This is a genomic window from Aeromonas sp. JL9 (assembly GCF_024436075.1).
GTDB classification, from domain to species: domain Bacteria; phylum Pseudomonadota; class Gammaproteobacteria; order Enterobacterales; family Aeromonadaceae; genus Aeromonas; species Aeromonas veronii.
The window spans coordinates 125,186-143,777 of the sequence record NZ_JANFNV010000009.1 but is presented as its reverse complement, the minus strand read 5'-3'; the positions used below and the strand labels follow the sequence as shown (position 1 = coordinate 143,777).

The window sequence follows — 18,592 nt, the reverse complement described above, 5'->3', positions numbered from 1 at the left end:
GGCGCGCCGTCGGCCTTCCCCTCCTGCAGTGGTGTTATTCGAGGTTTTGTCATGAGGTATGGTTTCTTCCCCAAGCTGGCGCAACGCTGGCTCTCCCCGCTATTGCTTGCCGTGCTGGCAGGGCCCCTGGCCCATGCCACCACCGTTGAGCAGCAGCCCCTGCTTGCCGATCGGCAAACCCTGGTAAAGGGCAACGGTGCCGAGCCGGAGTCGCTGGATCCGGCGCTGGTGCGCTCCGGTTTTCCGGGGGAGGCGGTACTGGTCGATCTGTTTGAAGGGCTGGTCAGTGATGATGGGCAGGGGAATATCGTTCCTGCTCAGGCACAGCGCTGGGAGGTGAGTGAAGATGGGCTGGAGTGGCGATTCTTCCTGCGCCCTCAACTGAAATGGTCCAATGGCGAGCCGCTGGTGGCCGCTGATTTTGTCTATGCCTGGCGCCGTCTGCTCGATCCGGCCATCAACTCCCCTTCTGCCGGATTGCTGCTGGCGACGGGGATCAACAATGCGCAATCCATCTATGCTGGTGCGCTGGAGCTCGGCAATCTGGGCATTGAAGCGCAAAGCGATCAGATTTTGAAAATCACCCTGGAGCGGCCGGCTCCCTATTTCCTGCAGCTCATCAGTCAGCGCCCCTTTGTGCCAGTCAATCAGAAGGCGATAGCCAAATTTGGCAAACAGTGGACCGAGCCCGGCAAGCTGGTGAGCAATGGTGCGTACCGGCTGGCAAGCTGGACGCCGAACGAGCGGATCGAAGCCGAGCGCAATATCCACTACTGGGATGACCTTCACACCCGTATCGGACGGGTCACCTATCTGCCTATCACTTCGCAACATGCCGAACGGCTGCGCTATGAGGCTGGTGAAATACAGCTCACCAACAAGGTCTCCCTCGGCTATTACCAGAAGATGAAGCGCGAATCTCCGGAGCGGCTCTGGGGCTTGCCGCTGTTCGGCACCTATCTCTATGCGTTCAATCTGAAGCGCCCCGAACTGCAGGATGTGCGGGTGCGTCAGGCGCTCTCCATGGCGGTTGATCGACAGCAGCTCATTGGATCGGTGAGCGGGCAGGATGAACAGGCGGCATGGTCGCTGTTGCCGGAGATGCCGGGTTACCCCCGGGTGATATTGCCTGTGGCGCTTGAAGATATGCCGACCCGCCAGGCCAAAGCGGCAGCGTTGCTGTCTGCGGCCGGGTATAACAGTGCCAATCCACTCAAGCTGAGCATTACCTACAACAGCGCAGAAACCCACAAGCAGATGGCGATGGCCATTGCTGCCATGTGGCAGAAGCTGGGGGTGCAGGTCACCCTCAACAGTCTGGAGTGGGGGGCCTATCAGGTGGCCAAGGATAGCGGTGATTTCCAGGTGGCCAGAAGCTTCCTGTTTGGCGATTACGTGGAGCCGTCTGCCATGCTGGGCAGCTTCCGTTGTCAGGATCTGCGCAACGAGAGCGGCTACTGCAATCCCGACTTTGATCTGTTGCTGGAGCAGGCTGCCAACACGCTGGACAGCGCGAGCCGGGTTGAACTCTACCGGCATGCCGAACAGTTGCTGCTTGAGGAGGCGCCGATCCTCCCCGTGTATCATTACAATCAGATGAGACTGGTCGATCCCGCGCTGCGAGGGCTGCCCAGCCAGAATTTGAAAGGGACGATTGCCACCAAGGATCTCTATTTCAGCCCGCAGTGAGGAGCATTTCATGAAACTTGCCATCATTTCCGACATCCACGGCAGCATCATTGCGCTGGAGCGGGTGCTGACCCAACTTGAGCCCTGGCAGCCGGATCACTATCTGCTGCTCGGCGATCTGCTCAACCATGGCCCGCGCAATCCTCTGCCGGAAGGGTATAACCCGGCCGCGGTGGCCGATCGGCTCAACGAGCTGGCGTCACAGATCATCGCGGTGCGGGGCAATTGCGATTCCGAAGTGGATCAGATGCTGTTGCGCTTTCCCATCACAGCCCCCTACAACCAGCTGCTGGTCGATGAGCGGCGCTGGTTTGTCAGCCATGGCCATCTTTATCGCCCGGACGAGGTTCAGCTTCCGGCGGGTAGTCTGTTCCTGAGCGGCCACACCCATGTGCCGGTGCTGGAGTGGCAGGGGGGGCGGGTATTGATGAACCCGGGGTCGATCTGTTTCCCGCGTGGCGAGTTGCCTGCCAGTTACGGGAGCTATGAGGACGGAGTACTGCGCGTCAATGCGTGTGAGGACGGGCGAGAGTTGTTGCGACTGGTGCTTTAAAACGGAGAGCAAAAATGCAAGGCCTGATAAGAGATGTCAGGCCTTGATACCGTAGGAGCGGGTGCCAGAGCGAGTGTTACCCTTGGCGTCATAGGTGAGGCTGTTGCGATCGCGCAGCTGACTCAGAAAGGTTGCCAGACGACGGTTTGAGACGATGCTCAATTCAAGCAAGCGACCGTTGATATCATTTTGTGCCTGGCAAGCATCCAGTTTTGCACGAAGTTGTGCCATCTCGTCGGGATAGGCTGCCAGCTGCAGTGCCAGTTCTGGCATCTCTGCCAGTGTCTTGTCCAGAGTTTCTATCGCAGCAAGCAACTGCTGTTTGCGCTCGGTCAGTGCGGGCAGGGCCAGTGCCTGATGCTGTTCGAGCAAGCTGAACTCCTCTTCCAGAATGCCTTGCATCTGGCTGAGGTAATCATCTTGGGTGTGCAGTAACGAAGGTAAATCCATCATCCCAGAACTTTGTCCAGATTGGCCTCGAAACTGAACATCTTCTTGGCCACAGCGTCGCTGTTAACCTGATATTCGCCACTCGCGACGGCTTTTTTCAGCCGTTCGACCTTGCTCTCATTGCCGGTCGAGGCGGTATTGAGGTTTTGTTGCATCTTTTGCAATTGTTGCGCCTCACTGGTCAAGGAGACGGAGTCCAGTTTGACAGTAGCCGCTTTGTTTTCGGGCGATGAGGTGACTGACTTGCTGCCTGTCCCCTGGCTATTAGCGGTATTTTGCAACCGATTATTCGCCAAGTTGTTGATATTGTTGATGGCCATTTTAGTTACCTTCGTCTGCTTTAAGGTTTGCTTACCTGTTTATCGGTGCGGCAGATCAAAACTTTAGAAAAAAGTTGTCAAGGATCAGGATTTAAAAAGTGACCGATACGGCACCTACCGCACTGACTTTACCCTCAACGGTTTTGCCGGAGCGAATATTGACGAGTTTGATGATCTCTCCGAAGCTGCCATCTTGCAAGGCTCGGGCCATGGTTTTGATCTGGAAGTTGCTGTTTTCTGCCGTCAGGGTGACCTGATCCCCTTTGCACACGACACAAACCTGGCTCAAACGGATGGGTTGCCCAGGTTTTAGCTCCCGCTTGCTGCGTACTCCGACAAGAGGGGCGGTGTCAGTCAGGTAGTCGCCGCGGATCAGGGTCTGATCTTGATAGGCCAACACCAGCCGGCTTTCACTCAGCAGGTCCCCCTTGGCGATGGGGTTGGTCACAGTGACATAGGGCTTTTGAATGCTGACCCGCACCGGTAGATAGACGTCCCAGGGCCTCTCTTCCTCACATTTAAGGTAAACTGTTGTATTACGGCGAATTTCCATTTTTGCTGGTAAGCTGATAGTGAGTAGATCTTCGCAGCGGGTCAGTGGGAGCCGTTCATCCAGTGTGGCAGAGGTGACCTCGGCTCTGGCATCCAACGGAATATCCAGCTGGCTGTAAACGAACTCTTGTGCCTTTTCTTGCAGATAAGTAGTGACGTCCGAGGCGTAGCTGGAAGATATGCTGCCAAAAAAGAGGCTGATGAGTAAAAGTCGGTTAATCATTTTCGCTCGTTGGTCGATAAGTTGTTCACGCATATCACCATATTTAACTATGATTGCTTCAGAATCTGTTCGTTGTCACATCGATAGTCTGACGCAATCCATCACGCATGCATGATTAATGCCAAGCGTTTTTAGGGAGTGTTTATGGCCAGTATCCTGGACTCGGTCAACCAACGTACCCAGCTAGTGGGGCAAAACCGGCTGGAGTTGTTGTTGTTTCGTCTCAATGGACGTCAAAGATTTGGCATCAACGTATTCAAAGTGCGTGAAGTGTTGCAGTGTCCCCCCTTGACCGTGATGCCCAAACTGAACTCCTGCATCCGCGGGGTTGCACATATTCGTGGCCAGACTATCTCGGTCATCGATCTCAGCATGGCTGTTGGCAAACGCCCGATTGATGATCTGAGCAAATGCTTCATTATCATCTCCGAGTACAACCGCTCTATTCAGGGCTTTTTGGTGCATTCGGTCGAGCGCATCATCAATATGAACTGGGAATCCATCCTGCCTCCGCCCAAAGGTGCAGGTCGCATCAACTACATGACAGCCGTGACTGAAGTCGACGGCGAGTTGGTCGAAATTCTTGATGTTGAGCGGATATTGAACGAAATTTCGCCGGTTGCAACGGATGTGAGTGAGGAGTTGGTTCAGGCCAGTGTCGACCACCCGACTCTGGGGCGTCCTGTTCTTGTTGCTGATGACTCCTCAGTAGCACGCAAACAGGTACAACGTGCGCTTGAGGCTATCGGTGTCGAGTGCGTGTTGGCAAAAGATGGCCGCGAAGCATTGAACATGCTGCTGGAAATGACCAAAAATGGTCCTATCAAGGATCAGGTTGCGCTGGTTATTTCGGATATCGAAATGCCGGAAATGGATGGCTATACCTTCACTGCCGAGATCCGGAATAATCCCAATCTCAAGGATTTGCATGTTATTCTGCATACCTCGCTCAGTGGAGTATTCAACCAGGCAATGGTGCAGAAAGTTGGTGCGAACAATTTTATCGCCAAGTTCCAGCCTGATGAATTGGCCAAGGCCGTACAAAACGCACTCTAATAAAGAAGAACAGCTGCATGAAGACACTTTCGGACGACTTATACAAACAGTTCAGCAACTTTCTGGCGGTACAGAGCGGAATTGTGCTGGGGGATAACAAACAGTATCTGGTGAAGAGCCGTCTTTCACCTTTGATGGCTCAGTTTGGCATCGAGAGTCTGTCTGATCTGGTTACCCGTGCAATGAGTGTGCGAGAGCGTGACCTGAAAATGGCCGTAGTAGATGCCATGACGACCAACGAGACCCTCTGGTTTCGTGATACTTACCCGTTTCAGCTTCTTACTGACAAGATTTTCCCCGAGTTGGGGAAAAGTGGCCGCCCCATCAAGATCTGGTCGGCTGCATCCTCGTCAGGTCAGGAGCCCTATTCCATTGCCATGACGGCACTGGAGCAGCAGATGAAAAAGCCGGGGACCTTGCCTGGTGGCGTGCAGATTGTCGGGACGGATATTTCGACGACCATGCTCAATCAGTGTAAGGAAGGCGTTTACGATAGCCTTGCTCTGGCACGCGGTTTGTCACCGGAGCGCAAGAAGATGTTTTTTGAGCCTTACGGTGACAACAAGATGCGGGTTGCCGAGCGAGTCAGAAAATTGACCACCTTCCGGCCACTCAACTTGCTGGAGAGTTATAGTCTGCTCGGCAAGTTTGACATTATCTTTTGCCGTAACGTGCTCATCTATTTTGCGCCGGAAGTGAAATCGAAGATCCTCAACCAGTTTGCTGCCAGTCTCAATCCCGGTGGATATCTGATGCTGGGCGCGTCGGAGTCACTGGCCGGGTTGACCGACCGGTTCGAGATGATCCGCTGTAATCCGGGGATTGTCTACAAGGTCAAATAGGCTTGATGGCCTTGATATTCGGGGTCTGCCGAATATTGCCAGTTCATGCAAAGAGGGAAGCTATGAGCTTCCCTCTTTCTTTATCTACAGCTCAGTCTTTCTATTTACCTACCATATCTCGCCACTGCAAAAGTAGTTGAAGCCTTAAGGTGGCCAAATGATGCCGTCTGACTCAAGGCACGAGATGCTCCTGCCGTTTTCGGTCTGAAATGTGCTCGTACCCAAACCATCGAACTGAGTGATTTGCTTATGGCACACCTCTTGCAAACAAAATATACCAAGCAGGAGGTGTGCTATGGCTCTTTCATTTGACAAGGCATTCGGTGTGCATCAACACACCATAAGCGTTCGCGCCAAGCGTGCCGAGGTGTTGTCCAGCAATATTGCCAACGCAGATACCCCAGGCTTCAAAGCCAGGGATATCAATTTTGCTCAGGCATTGCAGGAGGCTCAGTCGCATCAGAGTTTTGGTTTGGCAACGACCAGCGAAAAGCACTTTGCCTTGAATATGGGCGCTCCGGGTACCGTGCAATATCGCAACCCGTTGCAACCGGATACCGGTGACGGCAATACAGTCGATGTGCAGCAGGAGCGCAGCGAATTTCTGCGCAATAGCCTCGAGTATCAAACCTCCCTTGAATTTATGAATAGCAAGATCAGTGGCCTGCTCAAGGCCCTGAAAGGAGAGCAGTGATGAGTTTGTTCAAGGTCTTTGACATAGCAGGCTCGGCTATGAGTGCACAGTCAGTGCGCCTCAACACAGTTGCTAGCAACATGGCCAACGCGGACAGCGTCAGCTCCAGTGTGGAAAATACTTACCACGCCAGGCGGCCAGTCTTTGCCGCCCAGCTCGATCAGGCGATGTCTGACAAGCAGGGTTCGGTCGGGGTTGAGGTGAAGGGGATTGTCGAGAGCAAAGCGCCACTGCTTAAAGAGTACAACCCCAACCACCCGATGGCGGACAAAGACGGTTTTATCTTCAAGCCAAACGTCAACATGGTTGAAGAGATGGCCGACATGATCAACGCCTCGCGCAGCTACCAGACCAACGTACAGGTTGCAGATTCGGCCAAAAAGATGCTGCAGCAGACGCTCCAGCTTGGCAAATCCTGATAGGAGGGATGCAGCATGGTCGATACAACCAATAACGTGAATGGCATCAGCCGTACCACGACCCAGACGACAGGCACCACAGCGACGCCCAAGAAAGAGCTGGATCAGGCTTCATTTATGAAGCTGCTAACAATGCAATTGTCGTATCAAGACCCCTTCAAGCCGGTCGACAATGCCCAGATGCTTTCCCAGATGGCCTCTATGTCTACGTCGGAGGGGATCAGCAGTCTGTCTACCCAGATGGGCAAGCTTAATGACCAGATGATATCCAGCCAGGCTCTGCAAGCGTCTTCTCTGGTAGGCCAAAATGTATTGCTACAGGGCAATACAGGATTTTTAGACAAGGATGGTTCGTTATCTGCGGTCGTTGCTGTAGGAACAACGAATAAATATTCAGGCGTCAAAATTACCGTTGAAGATGAAAAGGGACAGGTTATCAAGGAGTTTCCCCTCGAAGGAGACCAAAAAGGTAATGTTGAAATTGCTTGGGACGGTAAAGACAAGGCCGGTAACCGAGTTGCCGCCGGCAAGTATGTCATCAAAGCCAGCGGTACCCTCGATGGCAAGTCGGAAAGTATTGCCACATTTGCTTATGCCAAAGTAGACAGTGTTGCCTTGGGCAATGCCACTAACCCGACTCGCCTCAATTTGAGAGGGCTGGGTAGCGAATATTTGAACAATATTCTGCAAATTTCAGGCACCAATTCAAATCCGACGGTTACACCGTCAAAAACCACGTCGACAGCATCGATCTAAGGAGCTGGATATGTCATTTAACAATGCCTTGAGCGGTGTCAACGCGGCACAAAAAGACTTGAACGTCACCGCTAACAACATTGCTAACGTTAACACCATGGGCTTTAAAGAGTCCCGTGCCGAGTTTGCGGATGTCTACGCCAACTCCATCTTTGTCAATGCCAAGACCCAGGTCGGTAACGGTGTAGCGACCGGAGCGGTTGCCCAACAGTTCCATCAGGGGGCGCTGCAATTTACCAATAACGCACTGGACTTGGCGATTCAGGGGAATGGCTTCTTTGTGACCTCTGATGGCCTGACTAACTTGGATCGCACCTATACCCGTGCCGGTGCCTTCAAGCTCAATGAAAACAGCTATATGGTCAACAATCAGGGCCATTATCTGCAAGGGTATGAGATTAACGAAGATGGGTCTCCGAAAGCAGTGAGTATTAACGCAACCAAACCTATCCAGATCCCAGATCGGGCGGGTGAGCCTGTGAAAACAAGCAAAATAGAAGCGAGTTTCAATTTACCTTCAACCTCAACAACTAAACCACAGTTATTTACACCTTCGAATTTTGACCCGAAAGATTCAAAGACTTATTCTTCATCTACATCAGTAGTGATCTATGACTCTCTTGGAGAACCTCATACGATTACGCAATATTTTGTCAAAGATGCTGACACAACAGATCCAACCAAACCTGCGGATCCTCCGTCTTGGCGTATGTACCTTTATCAAGGTGACAAGCCGATTAACATTGAAGGAGGCACGGCGCCCACCATGACGGGAACTTTGGCGCAAGCTCCGAAAGCTGCGCAGATTACGTTTGGTTCTGATGGTAAAATGAATGCGATTTCACCAGCAACATTAAAAACGGAACCTTTAGGTACAATTACTGGGCCTAATCCTGGGGCCGGTATTATTACAAATGGCGCAGATCCTACCCAACAGGTTGATATTGTATTTGGGACAGTAACCCAATATTCATCACCATTTGAAGTCAGTAAGTTGACACAGGATGGCTCTACTGTCGGTCGTTTGACCAAGGTCGAGATCACGCCAGATGGTATTGTGTCCGCGACCTACAGTAACGCAACTACGATTAAGGTCGCCATGGTGGCCATGGCTAAGTTTGCCAACTCACAGGGATTGACTCAGGTCGGCGATACCTCCTGGCGCCAATCCCTGCTCTCTGGTGAGGCGTTGCCGGGGACACCGAACTCGGGTACTTTCGGGACCATCAAATCATCGGCGCTGGAGCAGTCCAACGTGGATTTGACCTCGGAGCTGGTTGACCTGATCACTGCCCAGCGTAACTTCCAGGCCAACTCTCGTTCTCTGGAGGTCAACAGTTCGTTGCAGCAGACCATCCTGCAGATTCGTTAATCGCGCAATAAATGATAATGAGAGGGGGCTTGGCCCCCTCTCTGTTTCTGTCGCATTCCCATCCTCCTTCTCCCCCCATATTTCTGCTGTTGGCACTCTAATTGCATTTCTCCTGTCAGAGTCATCTGTTTGACGGAGAATTCCATGGATCACCTGCTTTATATCGCCATGTCCGGGGCCAAAGAGACCATGAACAGCCTGGCTGTTCGCGGAAACAACCTCGCCAATGCCAATACCACCGGTTTCAAGTCCGATTTCGAGCAGGCCAGAAGCATGCAGGCGTTCGGAGAGGGCTTGCCAAGCCGGGTCTTTGCCATGGCTGAGCGCCCGGGTCAGAACCTGCAGCATGGCATGTTGATGACCACCGGACGGGATCTGGACGTGGCGGTGGATGGTCCCGGCTGGATTGCCGTGCAGGATCCCAAGGGGGGCGAGGCCTATACCCGCATGGGGAATTTGCAGGTCAATGCGACCGGCAATTTGCAGACCTCGACCGGTCTGAATGTGGTGGATGACGGTGGTCAGCCCATCGTGCTGCCGATGCCGATGGAGAAACTCGAGATCAATCGGGATGGCACCATCAGCGGTCGTCCGGAGGGGGCAGCCGCCAACTTGCCGGAAGATTTCCAGCGGATCAAGCTGGTCAACCCGGCCGCCGATGCGGTGGAGAAGGGGCAAGATGGTCTGTTTCGCCGCAAGGATGGTCAGAATGAACCCGCCTCTGCCAATGTCGGCCTGATTGCCGGCTCCCTTGAAGGGAGCAACGTCAATGTGGTGGATGAGATGACCAACCTGATCCGGCTGCAACGCCAGTTCGAAACCCAGGTCAAAATTATGAAGACGGCCGAAGAGAATGATGAAGCTCAAACCCAACTGCTGCGAATCAGCTAATCAAGGAGTTACCTATGAATCCCGCACTCTGGATCAGCAAGACCGGGTTGGATGCACAGCAGACCAATATTTCGGTCACTTCGAACAACCTGGCGAACGCCAGCACCGTGGGCTTTAAAAAGTCACGGGCCATCTTTGAAGATCTGCTTTATCAAAACATCAATCAGCCCGGTGGCCGCTCCTCTGCCGATACCGAGCTCCCCTCCGGCCTTATGTTGGGGGCGGGTGCCAAGGTGGTGGCGACCCAGAAAAACCACAGCCAGGGTAACGTACAAACCACCGACAACTCGCTCGATTTGATGATCAGTGGTCGTGGCTACTTTGAAATTCAGCTGCCGGATGGCAGTGCGGCCTATACCCGCAACGGTCAGTTCACCCTCAACGATGAAGGGACCATAGTGACTCCTGGTAATGGTTACCCGCTGCAACCGGAAATCCAGATCCCGGAAAACGCCCAGAGCGTTACGGTGGGTGAAGATGGCCAGGTCTCGGTGCAGCTCAAGGGCGATGGCGCTTCTCAGGTCGTCGGTCAGATCAATATCTCCGACTTCGTCAACGCCAGCGGCTTGCAGCCGATGGGGGAGAACATGTTCGTCGAGACCCAGTCCAGCGGTGCTGCCGCGCAGGGGACTGCCGGTGCCGATGGCTTGGGGGTGATCAAGCAGGGGATGCTGGAGACTTCCAACGTCAACGTGACCGAAGAGCTGGTGAATCTCATTCAGGCTCAGCGGGTCTACGAGATGAACTCCAAGGTACTCTCTGCCGTTGACGGCATGATGTCCTTCCTGATCCAGCGTACCTAATTAGGAGGTGCATGATGAAAGCCGTATGGATGCTGGGATTGTTGGTGCTGGGAGGGTGTAGCAGCACTCCCAATACGCCCAAGCCTGATGATCCCGAGTTTTCCCCCGTCTACGGGGAGTCGGAGCCGGTGTCGGTGCGGCCGACAGGGGCGATTTTCCAGCCGGATCAGGTCAATGGCATCTATTCGGATATCAAGGCGCACAAGGTAGGCGACATCATTACCATCGAGTTGTCGGAGTCGACCTCCGCCTCGAAAAAGGCCAATACCCAGAGTGGCAAGGACAATAAATTCAATCTGGATCCGGTCAAGCTGGGTGGCGTGCCAGTCACCGCCAGTCCATATGATCTTTCGGCTTCCATTGGTCAGAACAGCGCGTTCAAGGGGCAGGCCAAAGCGGACCAGAGCAACAGCCTGCAGGGCAATATTTCGGTCAGCGTGGCCAAGGTTCTGCCCAACGGCAATCTGGTGGTGCGCGGCGAGAAGTGGATCATGCTCAACAATGGCAATGAATATATCCGGATCACCGGCCTTATTCGCCCGGAGGATGTGACGTCTGACAACAGCGTTTCGTCCCAGAAAGTGGCTAATGCCCGCATTTACTACGGTGGTACCGGCGATCTGGCCAATAGCCAGGAGCAAGGGTGGCTTACCAGCTTTTTCAATGGTCCCTGGTGGCCGCTCTAGGAGATGTTATGAAGTCACTCCGTCTCGTCACACTGCTCTGCTGTCTGCTGCCCTTGGGCGTGGCCAATGCGGCCCGGATCAAGGACATCAGCTCGGTTGAAGGGGTGCGTAACAACCAGCTGATTGGTTACGGTCTGGTGGTGGGGTTGCCCGGCACTGGCGAGAAGAACAACGCCTTCACCGAGCAGACCTTCCGTACCATGCTCAACAATTTTGGCATCAAGGTGCCGGATAACATCAAGCCCAAGATCAAGGATGTGGCGCCGGTGGCGATACATGCCGACCTGCCCCCCTTCTCCAAGCCGGGCCAGACCATCGATGTGACGGTCTCTGCCATTGGCGAGGCCAAGAGCCTGCGGGGCGGCACTCTGCTGCAGAGCTTTCTGAAAGGGCTCGATGGCCGGGTTTATGCGGTTGCCCAGGGCAGTCTGGTGGTCGGTGGTCTGGGGGCCGAGGGGGCTGATGGCTCCAAGGTAGTGATCAATACCCCGACTGTCGGGCGGATTGCCAACGGTGCGACCGTGGAGCGGGAGGTGCCCAACTCCTTCAGTCAGGGGGACACCATCACCTTCAACCTTAACCGACCCGACTTTACTACTGCGCGCCGTCTGGCCGATGTGGTCAACGATCTGGTGGGGCCCAATACCGCTCAGGCGCTCGATGCCACCTCGGTCAAGGTCTATGCCCCGCGGGATCCGGGTCAGCGCGTCTCCTATCTCGCCACCATCGAGAATCTGGAGGTGGATCCGGCCAACGAGGCGGCCAAGATCATCGTCAACTCCCGCACCGGAACCATAGTGATCGGCAGCCAGGTCAAGCTCAAACCGGCTGCCATCAGCCACGGCGGGTTGACGGTGACCATCGCCGAAAACCAGCAGGTCTCCCAGCCCAACCCGCTGGCGGGAGGAGAGACGACGGTGACCAACAACTCGACCATCAATGTCCAGCAGGAGCCGGGGCGGATGTTCAAGTTTGATACCGGTGCGACCCTGGACGATCTGGTCCGGGCGGTCAATCAGGTTGGGGTCGCCCCCGGTGATTTGATGGCCATCCTTGAGGCGCTGCAGCAGGCAGGCGCCATCGAGGGGCAACTGGTCATATTGTAACAAGCGGCAAGTGGTTGCCACGGGTGGCAATGAGGTAAGCAAAATGGCGGAGTTTGACAGCAACAGCGGCATGAATCTCGGGATGGTACAGGATATCAAGAACCTGGACCGTCTGCGCCAGATGAGCCAAAGCAAAGAAGGGCAGGCCGAAGCGCTCAAGAGTGCGTCACGCCAGTTCGAGTCAATCTTTACCCAGATGCTGTTTCAGAGCATGCGTCAGGCCAACGGGGTGTTGACTCAGGACAACCCGATGAATAGCAGCTATACCCAGTTCTATGAAGGGATGCTGGATGAGCAGCGGATTGCTGACATGTCCAGCAAGGGGGGACTGGGATTGGCTGATATGGTGGCCAAGCAGCTCTCTCCCGAGACCTTTACCCATCAGGATGGACGGGTGCTCAAGATGCCGCAGCGCACCGAACGGACCTACAAACCCTATCAGCCACCGACGGCGGCTGCCGATGATTTGATCGCGGCATCAAAAGTTGGCAAAGATTTTGCTGAAAAAGAGATGACCGAGGGGGTCAAGGAGAGCCACGCACTCACTATGCCCCGTCGACCGCACCGCAGCATTCCGCCCATGGGACGCATGACCAGCGAAGAGGGCAGTGCCACCGGTAGTGGGGGCAAAGAGTTCGATACACCGGAAGAGTTCGTTAATCGCCTGATGCCGCTGGCCAAGAAAGCGGCCGACAAGCTGGGGTTAAGCCCGGCGGTACTGGTCGCCCAAGCGGCACTGGAGAGCGGTTGGGGCAAGCGGGTGATCAAGGATGGCGAGGGGCAGGTGACCCATAACCTGTTTGGTATCAAGGCCGATCCGCGCTGGGAAGGGCCAAAGGCGGTGGTCAGCACGCTCGAGTATGAGCAAGGCGTCGCCTCCCGCCAGAAAGCGGCATTTCGCTCCTATGAGTCGTTTGAAGAGAGCTTCAACGACTACGTGGACTTCCTCACTTCCGGCTCTCGCTACAAGGGTGCCCTGGCGAAGGTGGATAGTCCTGATCGCTACTTTGAGGCGCTGCAACAGGCGGGTTATGCCACCGACCCGCACTACGCCAGAAAATTGAAACAGGTATTGCGCAGTGACGCCATTGCCCAATACAACGAGATGGAGCTGTAACGTATGGCAAGCGACCTGCTTGGGATTGGTTCATCGGGCGTGCTGGCACAGCAACGCCTGCTGCAGACCACCAGTAACAACATAGTGAACGTCAATAGCCAGGGCTATGTGCGTGAGCGTACGCTGGTGTATACCAATACCATCGGTCTGGGGACCGGTGACATCAAGACCGAGCGGGTGATCAACGATTATATGCAGGGGGAGGTGCGCCGTGATACCTCTGCCTATCATGCCTCCCTGACCCATTATGAACAGCTGGCTGGCGTTGACAGCTTGCTTGGGGATACCAGCAACAGCGTGGGGGCGGCCATCACCTCCTACTTCAAGTCATTTCACTCTGCCAATGAATCGCCTGCCGAGATCGGTGGGCGCAAGGTGGTGATGACGGAGTTGAGTGGCATGGTCAACCGTTTTCATACCCTCTCGGCGCAGCTCGACAAGCAGAGCGATACCCTCAACACCCGCATTGAAGATGAAACCAAGCAGGTCAACAGCCTGCTCACCAGCATCAATGATCTTAATCAGGCCATCATCCGCACCCAGGGGTCACCCGAAGAGAACCTGATGCTGTTTGATCAACGGGATGAGGCGATCCGCCAGCTGTCGGAGAAGATGGATATTCGCACCGTAGCTCAACCCAACGGCAGCATGCTGGTCAATATGAGCACTGGCCATTCGCTGATCCTCGATGGGGGCGTCGCCCAGTTCAAGGTGATTGCAGGAGATCCTGACTCCCGGGATCAGGAGCTGCAGCTGACCCTGGGGGCGAACAAGGCAACCATCGATCACGATACGTTTGGTGGTGCCATGGGGGGGCTGTTCAAGGCGCGTACCGACCTTGAGCCGACCAAGCGCGAACTGGGGCAGCTGGCCGTGGCGATGGCGGATGCGATGAACCAGCAGAACCGCCTCGGGATGGATCTGGATAACGAGATTGGCGGCGATATCTTCACCCTGCCTACCAGCAAGGGCTTACCCTACGGCAATAACACGGGGACGGTCGGGGCGAATGTCAGCTTCGTGCCGGGCAAGGGGACATCAGTGACCCCGTTAGATTACGAAGTGCGCTTTAGCAGCGCCACCGGTTATGAGGTGTTCTCGCTGGACAAGTCTGGTAATCGTACCTCTGTGAGCACGGGGACCATGCCACCAGCGACCTTTGAGCTGCCCGGACACGGGATCTCGATCGATCTCACCGGTACGCCGGCTGCGGGTGACAAACTGTTGCTGCAACCCACCAAAAGTGCGGCGGCCGGTCTGGGTCAGCTGATCACCCGACCGGAAGATTTGGCCCTGGCCTCTCCGCTTAAAGCGGAAAAGACTACTAATAATGGCGGCGGGGCAGATATCAAACTGGGTGGCGTATTCAATACAGGTGCAGGGTCAGGTTTTGGTACCAATAGTCTGAGCCCGACAGCGCCTCAGGTCGTCAAGATTGACGCTAACGGTAACTATCAGGTGTTTCAAGCCGATGGCACTACCCTGATTGGCACTGCCCCTGCGAGCAGCAAAGGGCAAAACCTGATGTCTGCGATCGTCAACCCTTTCCCCGCCGGAGCCGCAGTCTATGCCAACCCGAAACAGGCCCCCGGCTACGAGTTCAGCATCACCGGCACGGTGGATGCTGGTGACAGCTTCAAGCTCAGTTACAACAGCAATGGCTTTGCCGATAACAGCAATGGCCTGGTTCTGGCCGAGCTGCAAAACAAGGATCTGGTGCGCAAGAGCACCAATGGTGGGACGACTAACGACAAGATGACCTTCAATCAGGCCTATTCCGGGTTGGTGATGGAAGTGGGTAACAATACCAGTCAGGCAAAAACGCTGCTCAAGGCCAATGAGTCCAAGCTTATCCAGAGCACCGGCATCTTTGAAAGCGTGTCTGGGGTCAATCTGGAGGAGGAGGCGGCCAATCTGATCCGCTTCCAGCAATCCTATGCGGCATCGGCGCAAATCGTCAGCACGGCCAAAACCATTTTCGATACACTGCTCTCTTCCGTGAGGTAACGTCATGCGCATCACCACCAACATGATCTACGACCGGAATTTATATTCCCTCAACAGTGCCAACGAGCGGTTGAATACTGCCTATCAACAGTTGCAAACCGGCAATAAATTTCAGACTGCCGGCGAAGATCCCGCAGGGATGAGCCAGAAGATGGCTCTGACCAAGGAGATTGACCTGTTCAGGCAGTACAGTGTCAATGGCAGCTTGCTGGAAAACAGCCTGGGGCATGAAGAGACAGTATTGGATTCTCTTAATACGGCGATGCTCAGTGCCCAGACCCTGATCCAGAAGTCAAATAATGGCGCTATCAGCATGGATGATCGCAAGGCCATCGCCAGCGAGCTTGAAGGGTTGCAGCAGCAGATGTTCGACCTGATGAATAGCAAAAACTCATCGGGTGAATTTATATTTGGTGGCAATCAGAGCAAGACCCAGCCATATATAAAAGACGTCAACGGAAAATATATTTATCAGGGTGATCCAGGTCAGCGAAATATTCAGGTCTCACCCACAGTACAAATCGCTGCCAATGATTCCGGGCAGGATCTGTTTGAAATCGTGGCGACCAGAAGAACCGCCAGTGCAACCACCGCAAATATCAAGGTCGGGATAGGCGATCAGGGTAACTTTGATAATTTCTATAAGTCCAATTATAACTCGGCACTGCCCAGCAACACTTATACCGTATCAACCACCATAGGTCCGCCTGATACCTATGATATCAAGGATGCCGGTGGCAATACGTTGCAAACGGGTAACTACACTGCTGGCACCAAGATCCCCTTTAATGGTCTGGAGTTGACCCTTGATTTGCCTGCAGGTGGTGCGGCTCAGCAGTTTGATCTTAATCCACCGAAGAATGACAACATATTGAATGGTATGTCGGACTTTATTACAGCTCTGCGAGATCCGGCTATTTCTGCCGAGACCTTCGAGCAGAAAATAGCCGATGCCACCGTTCATATGAAGAATGCCCGCCTGAATATCGATCATGGGTTGGGTGAGTTGGGCGGACGGATGAACAGTCTGGAACAGGCTATGGGCTCCAATGAGGGATTGAGTACCCTCAACGCCGAGGCGAGAGCCAAGGTGTCGGAAGCGGATCTCTATGAAGTGATCTCCGCGCTGTCAAAAGAGGATGCGGCATTGAGTGCCTCGCAACTCTCGTTCAGCAAAATAAGTCGTCTGACACTATTTGACTATATTCGCTAATTAAAGAAGGGCCCCTTTGGGGCCTTTTCTTTTGTCCAGACTATGAAAATTGGTTCCGTGTCATCTCCTGCCAATTGTAACAAGCTGTTGCCGTTGCCAATTTAATGGTGGTTGCGGGGTTGACCTCCCTGCGGGATTGGATAATCATGCCGCCCGCACAACAGAGGGTTGTGCGAATTATTTGCAGCATCTCGTTAGGCGAGGCTCCTGTATAAACACAGGCCACTGATCTCACGACGTCCAGAGACGCCCAAGATCAGGACAGTTTTCATCGGATTAAGGTGTAAACCCAAGTGGCTTCCGGCATGCCGGATACGTTATACAGTGCTAAAGCTGGTACGTGGGGATGATGACACGCCGAACGGCGTCATTTCCTGCCTATTACTCGTCAATCAAATTGCTGTTTTCTTGTCGTTGCATCCGGTTATTTCCGGAGGCATTCAGGCTCGCCTGAAATCACATGAGGATATCTGTGATGAAGAAAACACATACCATTCTTAACCGTCACCAACTGCTCGATCTGGCGGCCCTGCAGGGTTGGCTGGAACATAATCTGGATCCGGTTCAGCGCGCCGATCAACTGCTGACCCTGCGTCCGGAAGAGCTCAACTGCATCTTTGATACCCTGCCAATCCAGCAAGGGGCCGAACTGCTTGGTTCACTCTCGGCCGAGAGTGCCGGGCGCCTGTTGCAGCGGCTCCATGGCAGCATCGTCAGCGTGTTGCAGGAGGCTATTCCCCGTCGCGAGATGGTCGCCATCCTGCGCAAACTGGGTCGTCAGGATCGAACCATGTTGCTGGCTCGCTTCCCGACCCAGGCGCAGGCCATGTATTACTCCCTGCTGGATTGGCCCACCGAGTCGGTGGGTGCCAACATGCGCCACGAATATCTGGCGGTGCGGGAGGAGGACACGGTCGGTCACGCCAAACAGCTGATCCACGATGCCTGGGACAATGCCCAGCTGTTTCGCCATATCTATGTGGTCAACGGGGATGGTCGTCTGCAAGGAAGCCTCTCCCTCAAGACCTTGCTGATCGCCGACCCGCTGGCCAGTGTCGCGACCCTGATGGATCGGGAGACGGTGCGGATCAACGCTCGGGCGGATCAGGAGCTGGCAGCGCGCTTGCTCATCGACCGTGACCTGTCGGTATTGCCGGTCGAGGATCAGGGGCGATTGGTCGGTATTTTCCACGTCGATGATGCGGCGGATATTCTGGAGCTCGAATCCACCGAGGATGCCGAGATGCAGGGGGGCTCATCACCGCTCGATACCCCTTACTTGCAGGCGACCCCCTGGCAGCTGTGGCGCAAACGGGTGGGCTGGCTGCTTATCCTGTTTGTGGCGGAAGCTTACACCGGCACCGTGTTGCGGGCATTTGAGGAGCAGCTGGAAGCGGCTATCGCGCTGGCCTTCTTCATTCCGCTCCTGATCGGTACTGGCGGTAACAGCGGCACCCAGATCACCACCACCATAGTACGAGCCATGGCGGTCGGGGAGGTGAGTCTGCGCAATCTCGGCACCGTGCTGAAAAAGGAGCTCTCCACCGGTCTGCTCATCTCGGGGGCCATTGCCATGGCGGCCTGGGTGCGGGCATGGAGTCTTGGCGTCGGTCCCCAGATTGGTATGGTAGTGACCTTTACCATCATCGCCATCGTGCTCTGGAGTGCCACGGTCGCATCCATTATTCCCATGGTGCTGCGTCGTTTCCGCATCGATCCGGCGGTGGTCTCTGCGCCATTCATCGCGACACTGGTGGATGGCACCGGCCTTATCATCTACTTCGAGATGGCCAAGTGGTTGTTGCCCGAGTTGCAGTAACCGGGAGATTGAGATGCAAAAGGC

General features: G+C 54.7%; 19 protein-coding genes and 1 riboswitch. Of the genes, 16 read left to right on the top strand and 3 right to left on the bottom strand.

From position 1 onward, the window contains the following. Positions 1–51 precede the first annotated feature (51 nt). Positions 52–1,689 carry a peptide ABC transporter substrate-binding protein gene (locus NOM06_RS09550; RefSeq protein WP_162519699.1) on the top strand — a complete coding sequence of 546 codons (1,638 nt, stop codon included), beginning with the start codon at positions 52–54 and terminating at the stop codon, positions 1,687–1,689. A gap of 10 nt (positions 1,690–1,699) precedes the next feature. Further along, a complete protein-coding gene (gene yfcE / locus NOM06_RS09545; protein ID WP_255911301.1) occupies positions 1,700–2,242 on the top strand; it encodes a phosphodiesterase in 543 nt (180 codons plus the stop codon). Positions 2,243–2,278: 36 nt separating this feature from the next. On the opposite strand, the gene NOM06_RS09540 is transcribed toward yfcE, so the two are convergent. The 3 genes from NOM06_RS09540 to flgA form a co-directional block, all read right to left on the bottom strand. Beyond that, a complete protein-coding gene (locus NOM06_RS09540; protein WP_040066163.1) occupies positions 2,279–2,695 on the bottom strand; it encodes a flagella synthesis protein FlgN in 417 nt (138 codons plus the stop codon). After that, positions 2,692–3,012, bottom strand: a complete 321-nt coding sequence (gene flgM, locus NOM06_RS09535) for a flagellar biosynthesis anti-sigma factor FlgM (protein ID WP_005334177.1) — start codon at positions 3,010–3,012, stop codon at positions 2,692–2,694. Before flgM ends, NOM06_RS09540 begins: the two co-directional genes overlap by 4 nt. 91 nt (positions 3,013–3,103) lie before the next feature. Next, positions 3,104–3,787, bottom strand: a complete 684-nt coding sequence (gene flgA / locus NOM06_RS09530) for a flagellar basal body P-ring formation chaperone FlgA (RefSeq protein WP_106843239.1) — start codon at positions 3,785–3,787, stop codon at positions 3,104–3,106. Positions 3,788–3,931: 144 nt separating this feature from the next. Between flgA and NOM06_RS09525 the strand changes: the two genes are divergently transcribed. The 14 genes from NOM06_RS09525 (at position 3,932) to mgtE (ending at position 18,568) form a co-directional block, all read left to right on the top strand. Further along, complete coding sequence (locus tag NOM06_RS09525; RefSeq protein WP_005334174.1) at positions 3,932–4,843, top strand: chemotaxis protein CheV; 912 nt, start codon at positions 3,932–3,934, stop codon at positions 4,841–4,843. Positions 4,844–4,860: 17 nt separating this feature from the next. Then, positions 4,861–5,685: a protein-glutamate O-methyltransferase CheR gene (locus NOM06_RS09520; protein WP_005350656.1), complete on the top strand. Its 825-nt coding sequence runs from the start codon at positions 4,861–4,863 to the stop codon at positions 5,683–5,685. A gap of 295 nt (positions 5,686–5,980) precedes the next feature. Next, positions 5,981–6,379: a flagellar basal body rod protein FlgB gene (gene flgB, locus NOM06_RS09515; protein WP_255911299.1), complete on the top strand. Its 399-nt coding sequence runs from the start codon at positions 5,981–5,983 to the stop codon at positions 6,377–6,379. Further along, positions 6,379–6,798, top strand: a complete 420-nt coding sequence (flgC, locus tag NOM06_RS09510; RefSeq protein ID WP_005350658.1) for a flagellar basal body rod protein FlgC — start codon at positions 6,379–6,381, stop codon at positions 6,796–6,798. The genes flgB and flgC overlap by 1 nt, the downstream gene beginning before the upstream one ends. 15 nt (positions 6,799–6,813) lie before the next feature. Further along, positions 6,814–7,554 (top strand): flagellar hook assembly protein FlgD, encoded by a 741-nt coding sequence (locus NOM06_RS09505; protein WP_139494530.1) that lies wholly within the window; start codon positions 6,814–6,816, stop codon positions 7,552–7,554. 10 nt (positions 7,555–7,564) lie between these two features. Next, on the top strand, positions 7,565–8,926 hold the full coding sequence (gene flgE, locus NOM06_RS09500; protein WP_157161051.1) for a flagellar hook protein FlgE: 1,362 nt from the start codon (positions 7,565–7,567) through the stop codon (positions 8,924–8,926). 144 nt (positions 8,927–9,070) lie between these two features. Next, positions 9,071–9,817 carry a flagellar basal-body rod protein FlgF gene (gene flgF, locus NOM06_RS09495; RefSeq protein ID WP_005334159.1) on the top strand — a complete coding sequence of 249 codons (747 nt, stop codon included), beginning with the start codon at positions 9,071–9,073 and terminating at the stop codon, positions 9,815–9,817. Between the two features lie 14 nt (positions 9,818–9,831). Continuing rightward, positions 9,832–10,620: a flagellar basal-body rod protein FlgG gene (flgG, locus tag NOM06_RS09490; RefSeq protein WP_005334158.1), complete on the top strand. Its 789-nt coding sequence runs from the start codon at positions 9,832–9,834 to the stop codon at positions 10,618–10,620. Between the two features lie 14 nt (positions 10,621–10,634). Continuing rightward, positions 10,635–11,306: a flagellar basal body L-ring protein FlgH gene (gene flgH, locus NOM06_RS09485; protein WP_005334152.1), complete on the top strand. Its 672-nt coding sequence runs from the start codon at positions 10,635–10,637 to the stop codon at positions 11,304–11,306. 8 nt (positions 11,307–11,314) lie between these two features. Then, on the top strand, positions 11,315–12,412 hold the full coding sequence (locus NOM06_RS09480; RefSeq protein ID WP_005350664.1) for a flagellar basal body P-ring protein FlgI: 1,098 nt from the start codon (positions 11,315–11,317) through the stop codon (positions 12,410–12,412). Between the two features lie 43 nt (positions 12,413–12,455). Next, positions 12,456–13,529, top strand: coding sequence for a flagellar assembly peptidoglycan hydrolase FlgJ (gene flgJ, locus NOM06_RS09475; RefSeq protein WP_255911297.1), 1,074 nt, complete (start codon positions 12,456–12,458; stop codon positions 13,527–13,529). Between the two features lie 3 nt (positions 13,530–13,532). Then, positions 13,533–15,536, top strand: coding sequence for a flagellar basal body rod C-terminal domain-containing protein (locus NOM06_RS09470; protein ID WP_255911295.1), 2,004 nt, complete (start codon positions 13,533–13,535; stop codon positions 15,534–15,536). Between the two features lie 4 nt (positions 15,537–15,540). Further along, positions 15,541–16,749 (top strand): flagellar hook-associated protein FlgL, encoded by a 1,209-nt coding sequence (gene flgL / locus NOM06_RS09465; RefSeq protein ID WP_255911293.1) that lies wholly within the window; start codon positions 15,541–15,543, stop codon positions 16,747–16,749. Positions 16,750–16,932: 183 nt separating this feature from the next. After that, positions 16,933–17,102: riboswitch (M-box (ykoK) riboswitch) on the top strand. A gap of 122 nt (positions 17,103–17,224) precedes the next feature. Beyond that, on the top strand, positions 17,225–18,568 hold the full coding sequence (gene mgtE, locus NOM06_RS09460) for a magnesium transporter (protein WP_255911291.1): 1,344 nt from the start codon (positions 17,225–17,227) through the stop codon (positions 18,566–18,568). The last annotated feature ends 24 nt before the right edge of the window (positions 18,569–18,592 follow it).

Coding starts and splice junctions, on each gene's coding strand:
- NOM06_RS09550 (WP_162519699.1), top strand. CDS start 52: ATGAGGTATGGTTTCTTCCCCAAGCTGGCGCAACGCTGGCTCTCCCCG.
- yfcE (WP_255911301.1), top strand. CDS start 1,700: ATGAAACTTGCCATCATTTCCGACATCCACGGCAGCATCATTGCGCTG.
- NOM06_RS09540 (WP_040066163.1), bottom strand. CDS start 2,695: ATGATGGATTTACCTTCGTTACTGCACACCCAAGATGATTACCTCAGC.
- flgM (WP_005334177.1), bottom strand. CDS start 3,012: ATGGCCATCAACAATATCAACAACTTGGCGAATAATCGGTTGCAAAAT.
- flgA (WP_106843239.1), bottom strand. CDS start 3,787: ATGATTAACCGACTTTTACTCATCAGCCTCTTTTTTGGCAGCATATCT.
- NOM06_RS09525 (WP_005334174.1), top strand. CDS start 3,932: ATGGCCAGTATCCTGGACTCGGTCAACCAACGTACCCAGCTAGTGGGG.
- NOM06_RS09520 (WP_005350656.1), top strand. CDS start 4,861: ATGAAGACACTTTCGGACGACTTATACAAACAGTTCAGCAACTTTCTG.
- flgB (WP_255911299.1), top strand. CDS start 5,981: ATGGCTCTTTCATTTGACAAGGCATTCGGTGTGCATCAACACACCATA.
- flgC (WP_005350658.1), top strand. CDS start 6,379: ATGAGTTTGTTCAAGGTCTTTGACATAGCAGGCTCGGCTATGAGTGCA.
- NOM06_RS09505 (WP_139494530.1), top strand. CDS start 6,814: ATGGTCGATACAACCAATAACGTGAATGGCATCAGCCGTACCACGACC.
- flgE (WP_157161051.1), top strand. CDS start 7,565: ATGTCATTTAACAATGCCTTGAGCGGTGTCAACGCGGCACAAAAAGAC.
- flgF (WP_005334159.1), top strand. CDS start 9,071: ATGGATCACCTGCTTTATATCGCCATGTCCGGGGCCAAAGAGACCATG.
- flgG (WP_005334158.1), top strand. CDS start 9,832: ATGAATCCCGCACTCTGGATCAGCAAGACCGGGTTGGATGCACAGCAG.
- flgH (WP_005334152.1), top strand. CDS start 10,635: ATGAAAGCCGTATGGATGCTGGGATTGTTGGTGCTGGGAGGGTGTAGC.
- NOM06_RS09480 (WP_005350664.1), top strand. CDS start 11,315: ATGAAGTCACTCCGTCTCGTCACACTGCTCTGCTGTCTGCTGCCCTTG.
- flgJ (WP_255911297.1), top strand. CDS start 12,456: ATGGCGGAGTTTGACAGCAACAGCGGCATGAATCTCGGGATGGTACAG.
- NOM06_RS09470 (WP_255911295.1), top strand. CDS start 13,533: ATGGCAAGCGACCTGCTTGGGATTGGTTCATCGGGCGTGCTGGCACAG.
- flgL (WP_255911293.1), top strand. CDS start 15,541: ATGCGCATCACCACCAACATGATCTACGACCGGAATTTATATTCCCTC.
- mgtE (WP_255911291.1), top strand. CDS start 17,225: ATGAAGAAAACACATACCATTCTTAACCGTCACCAACTGCTCGATCTG.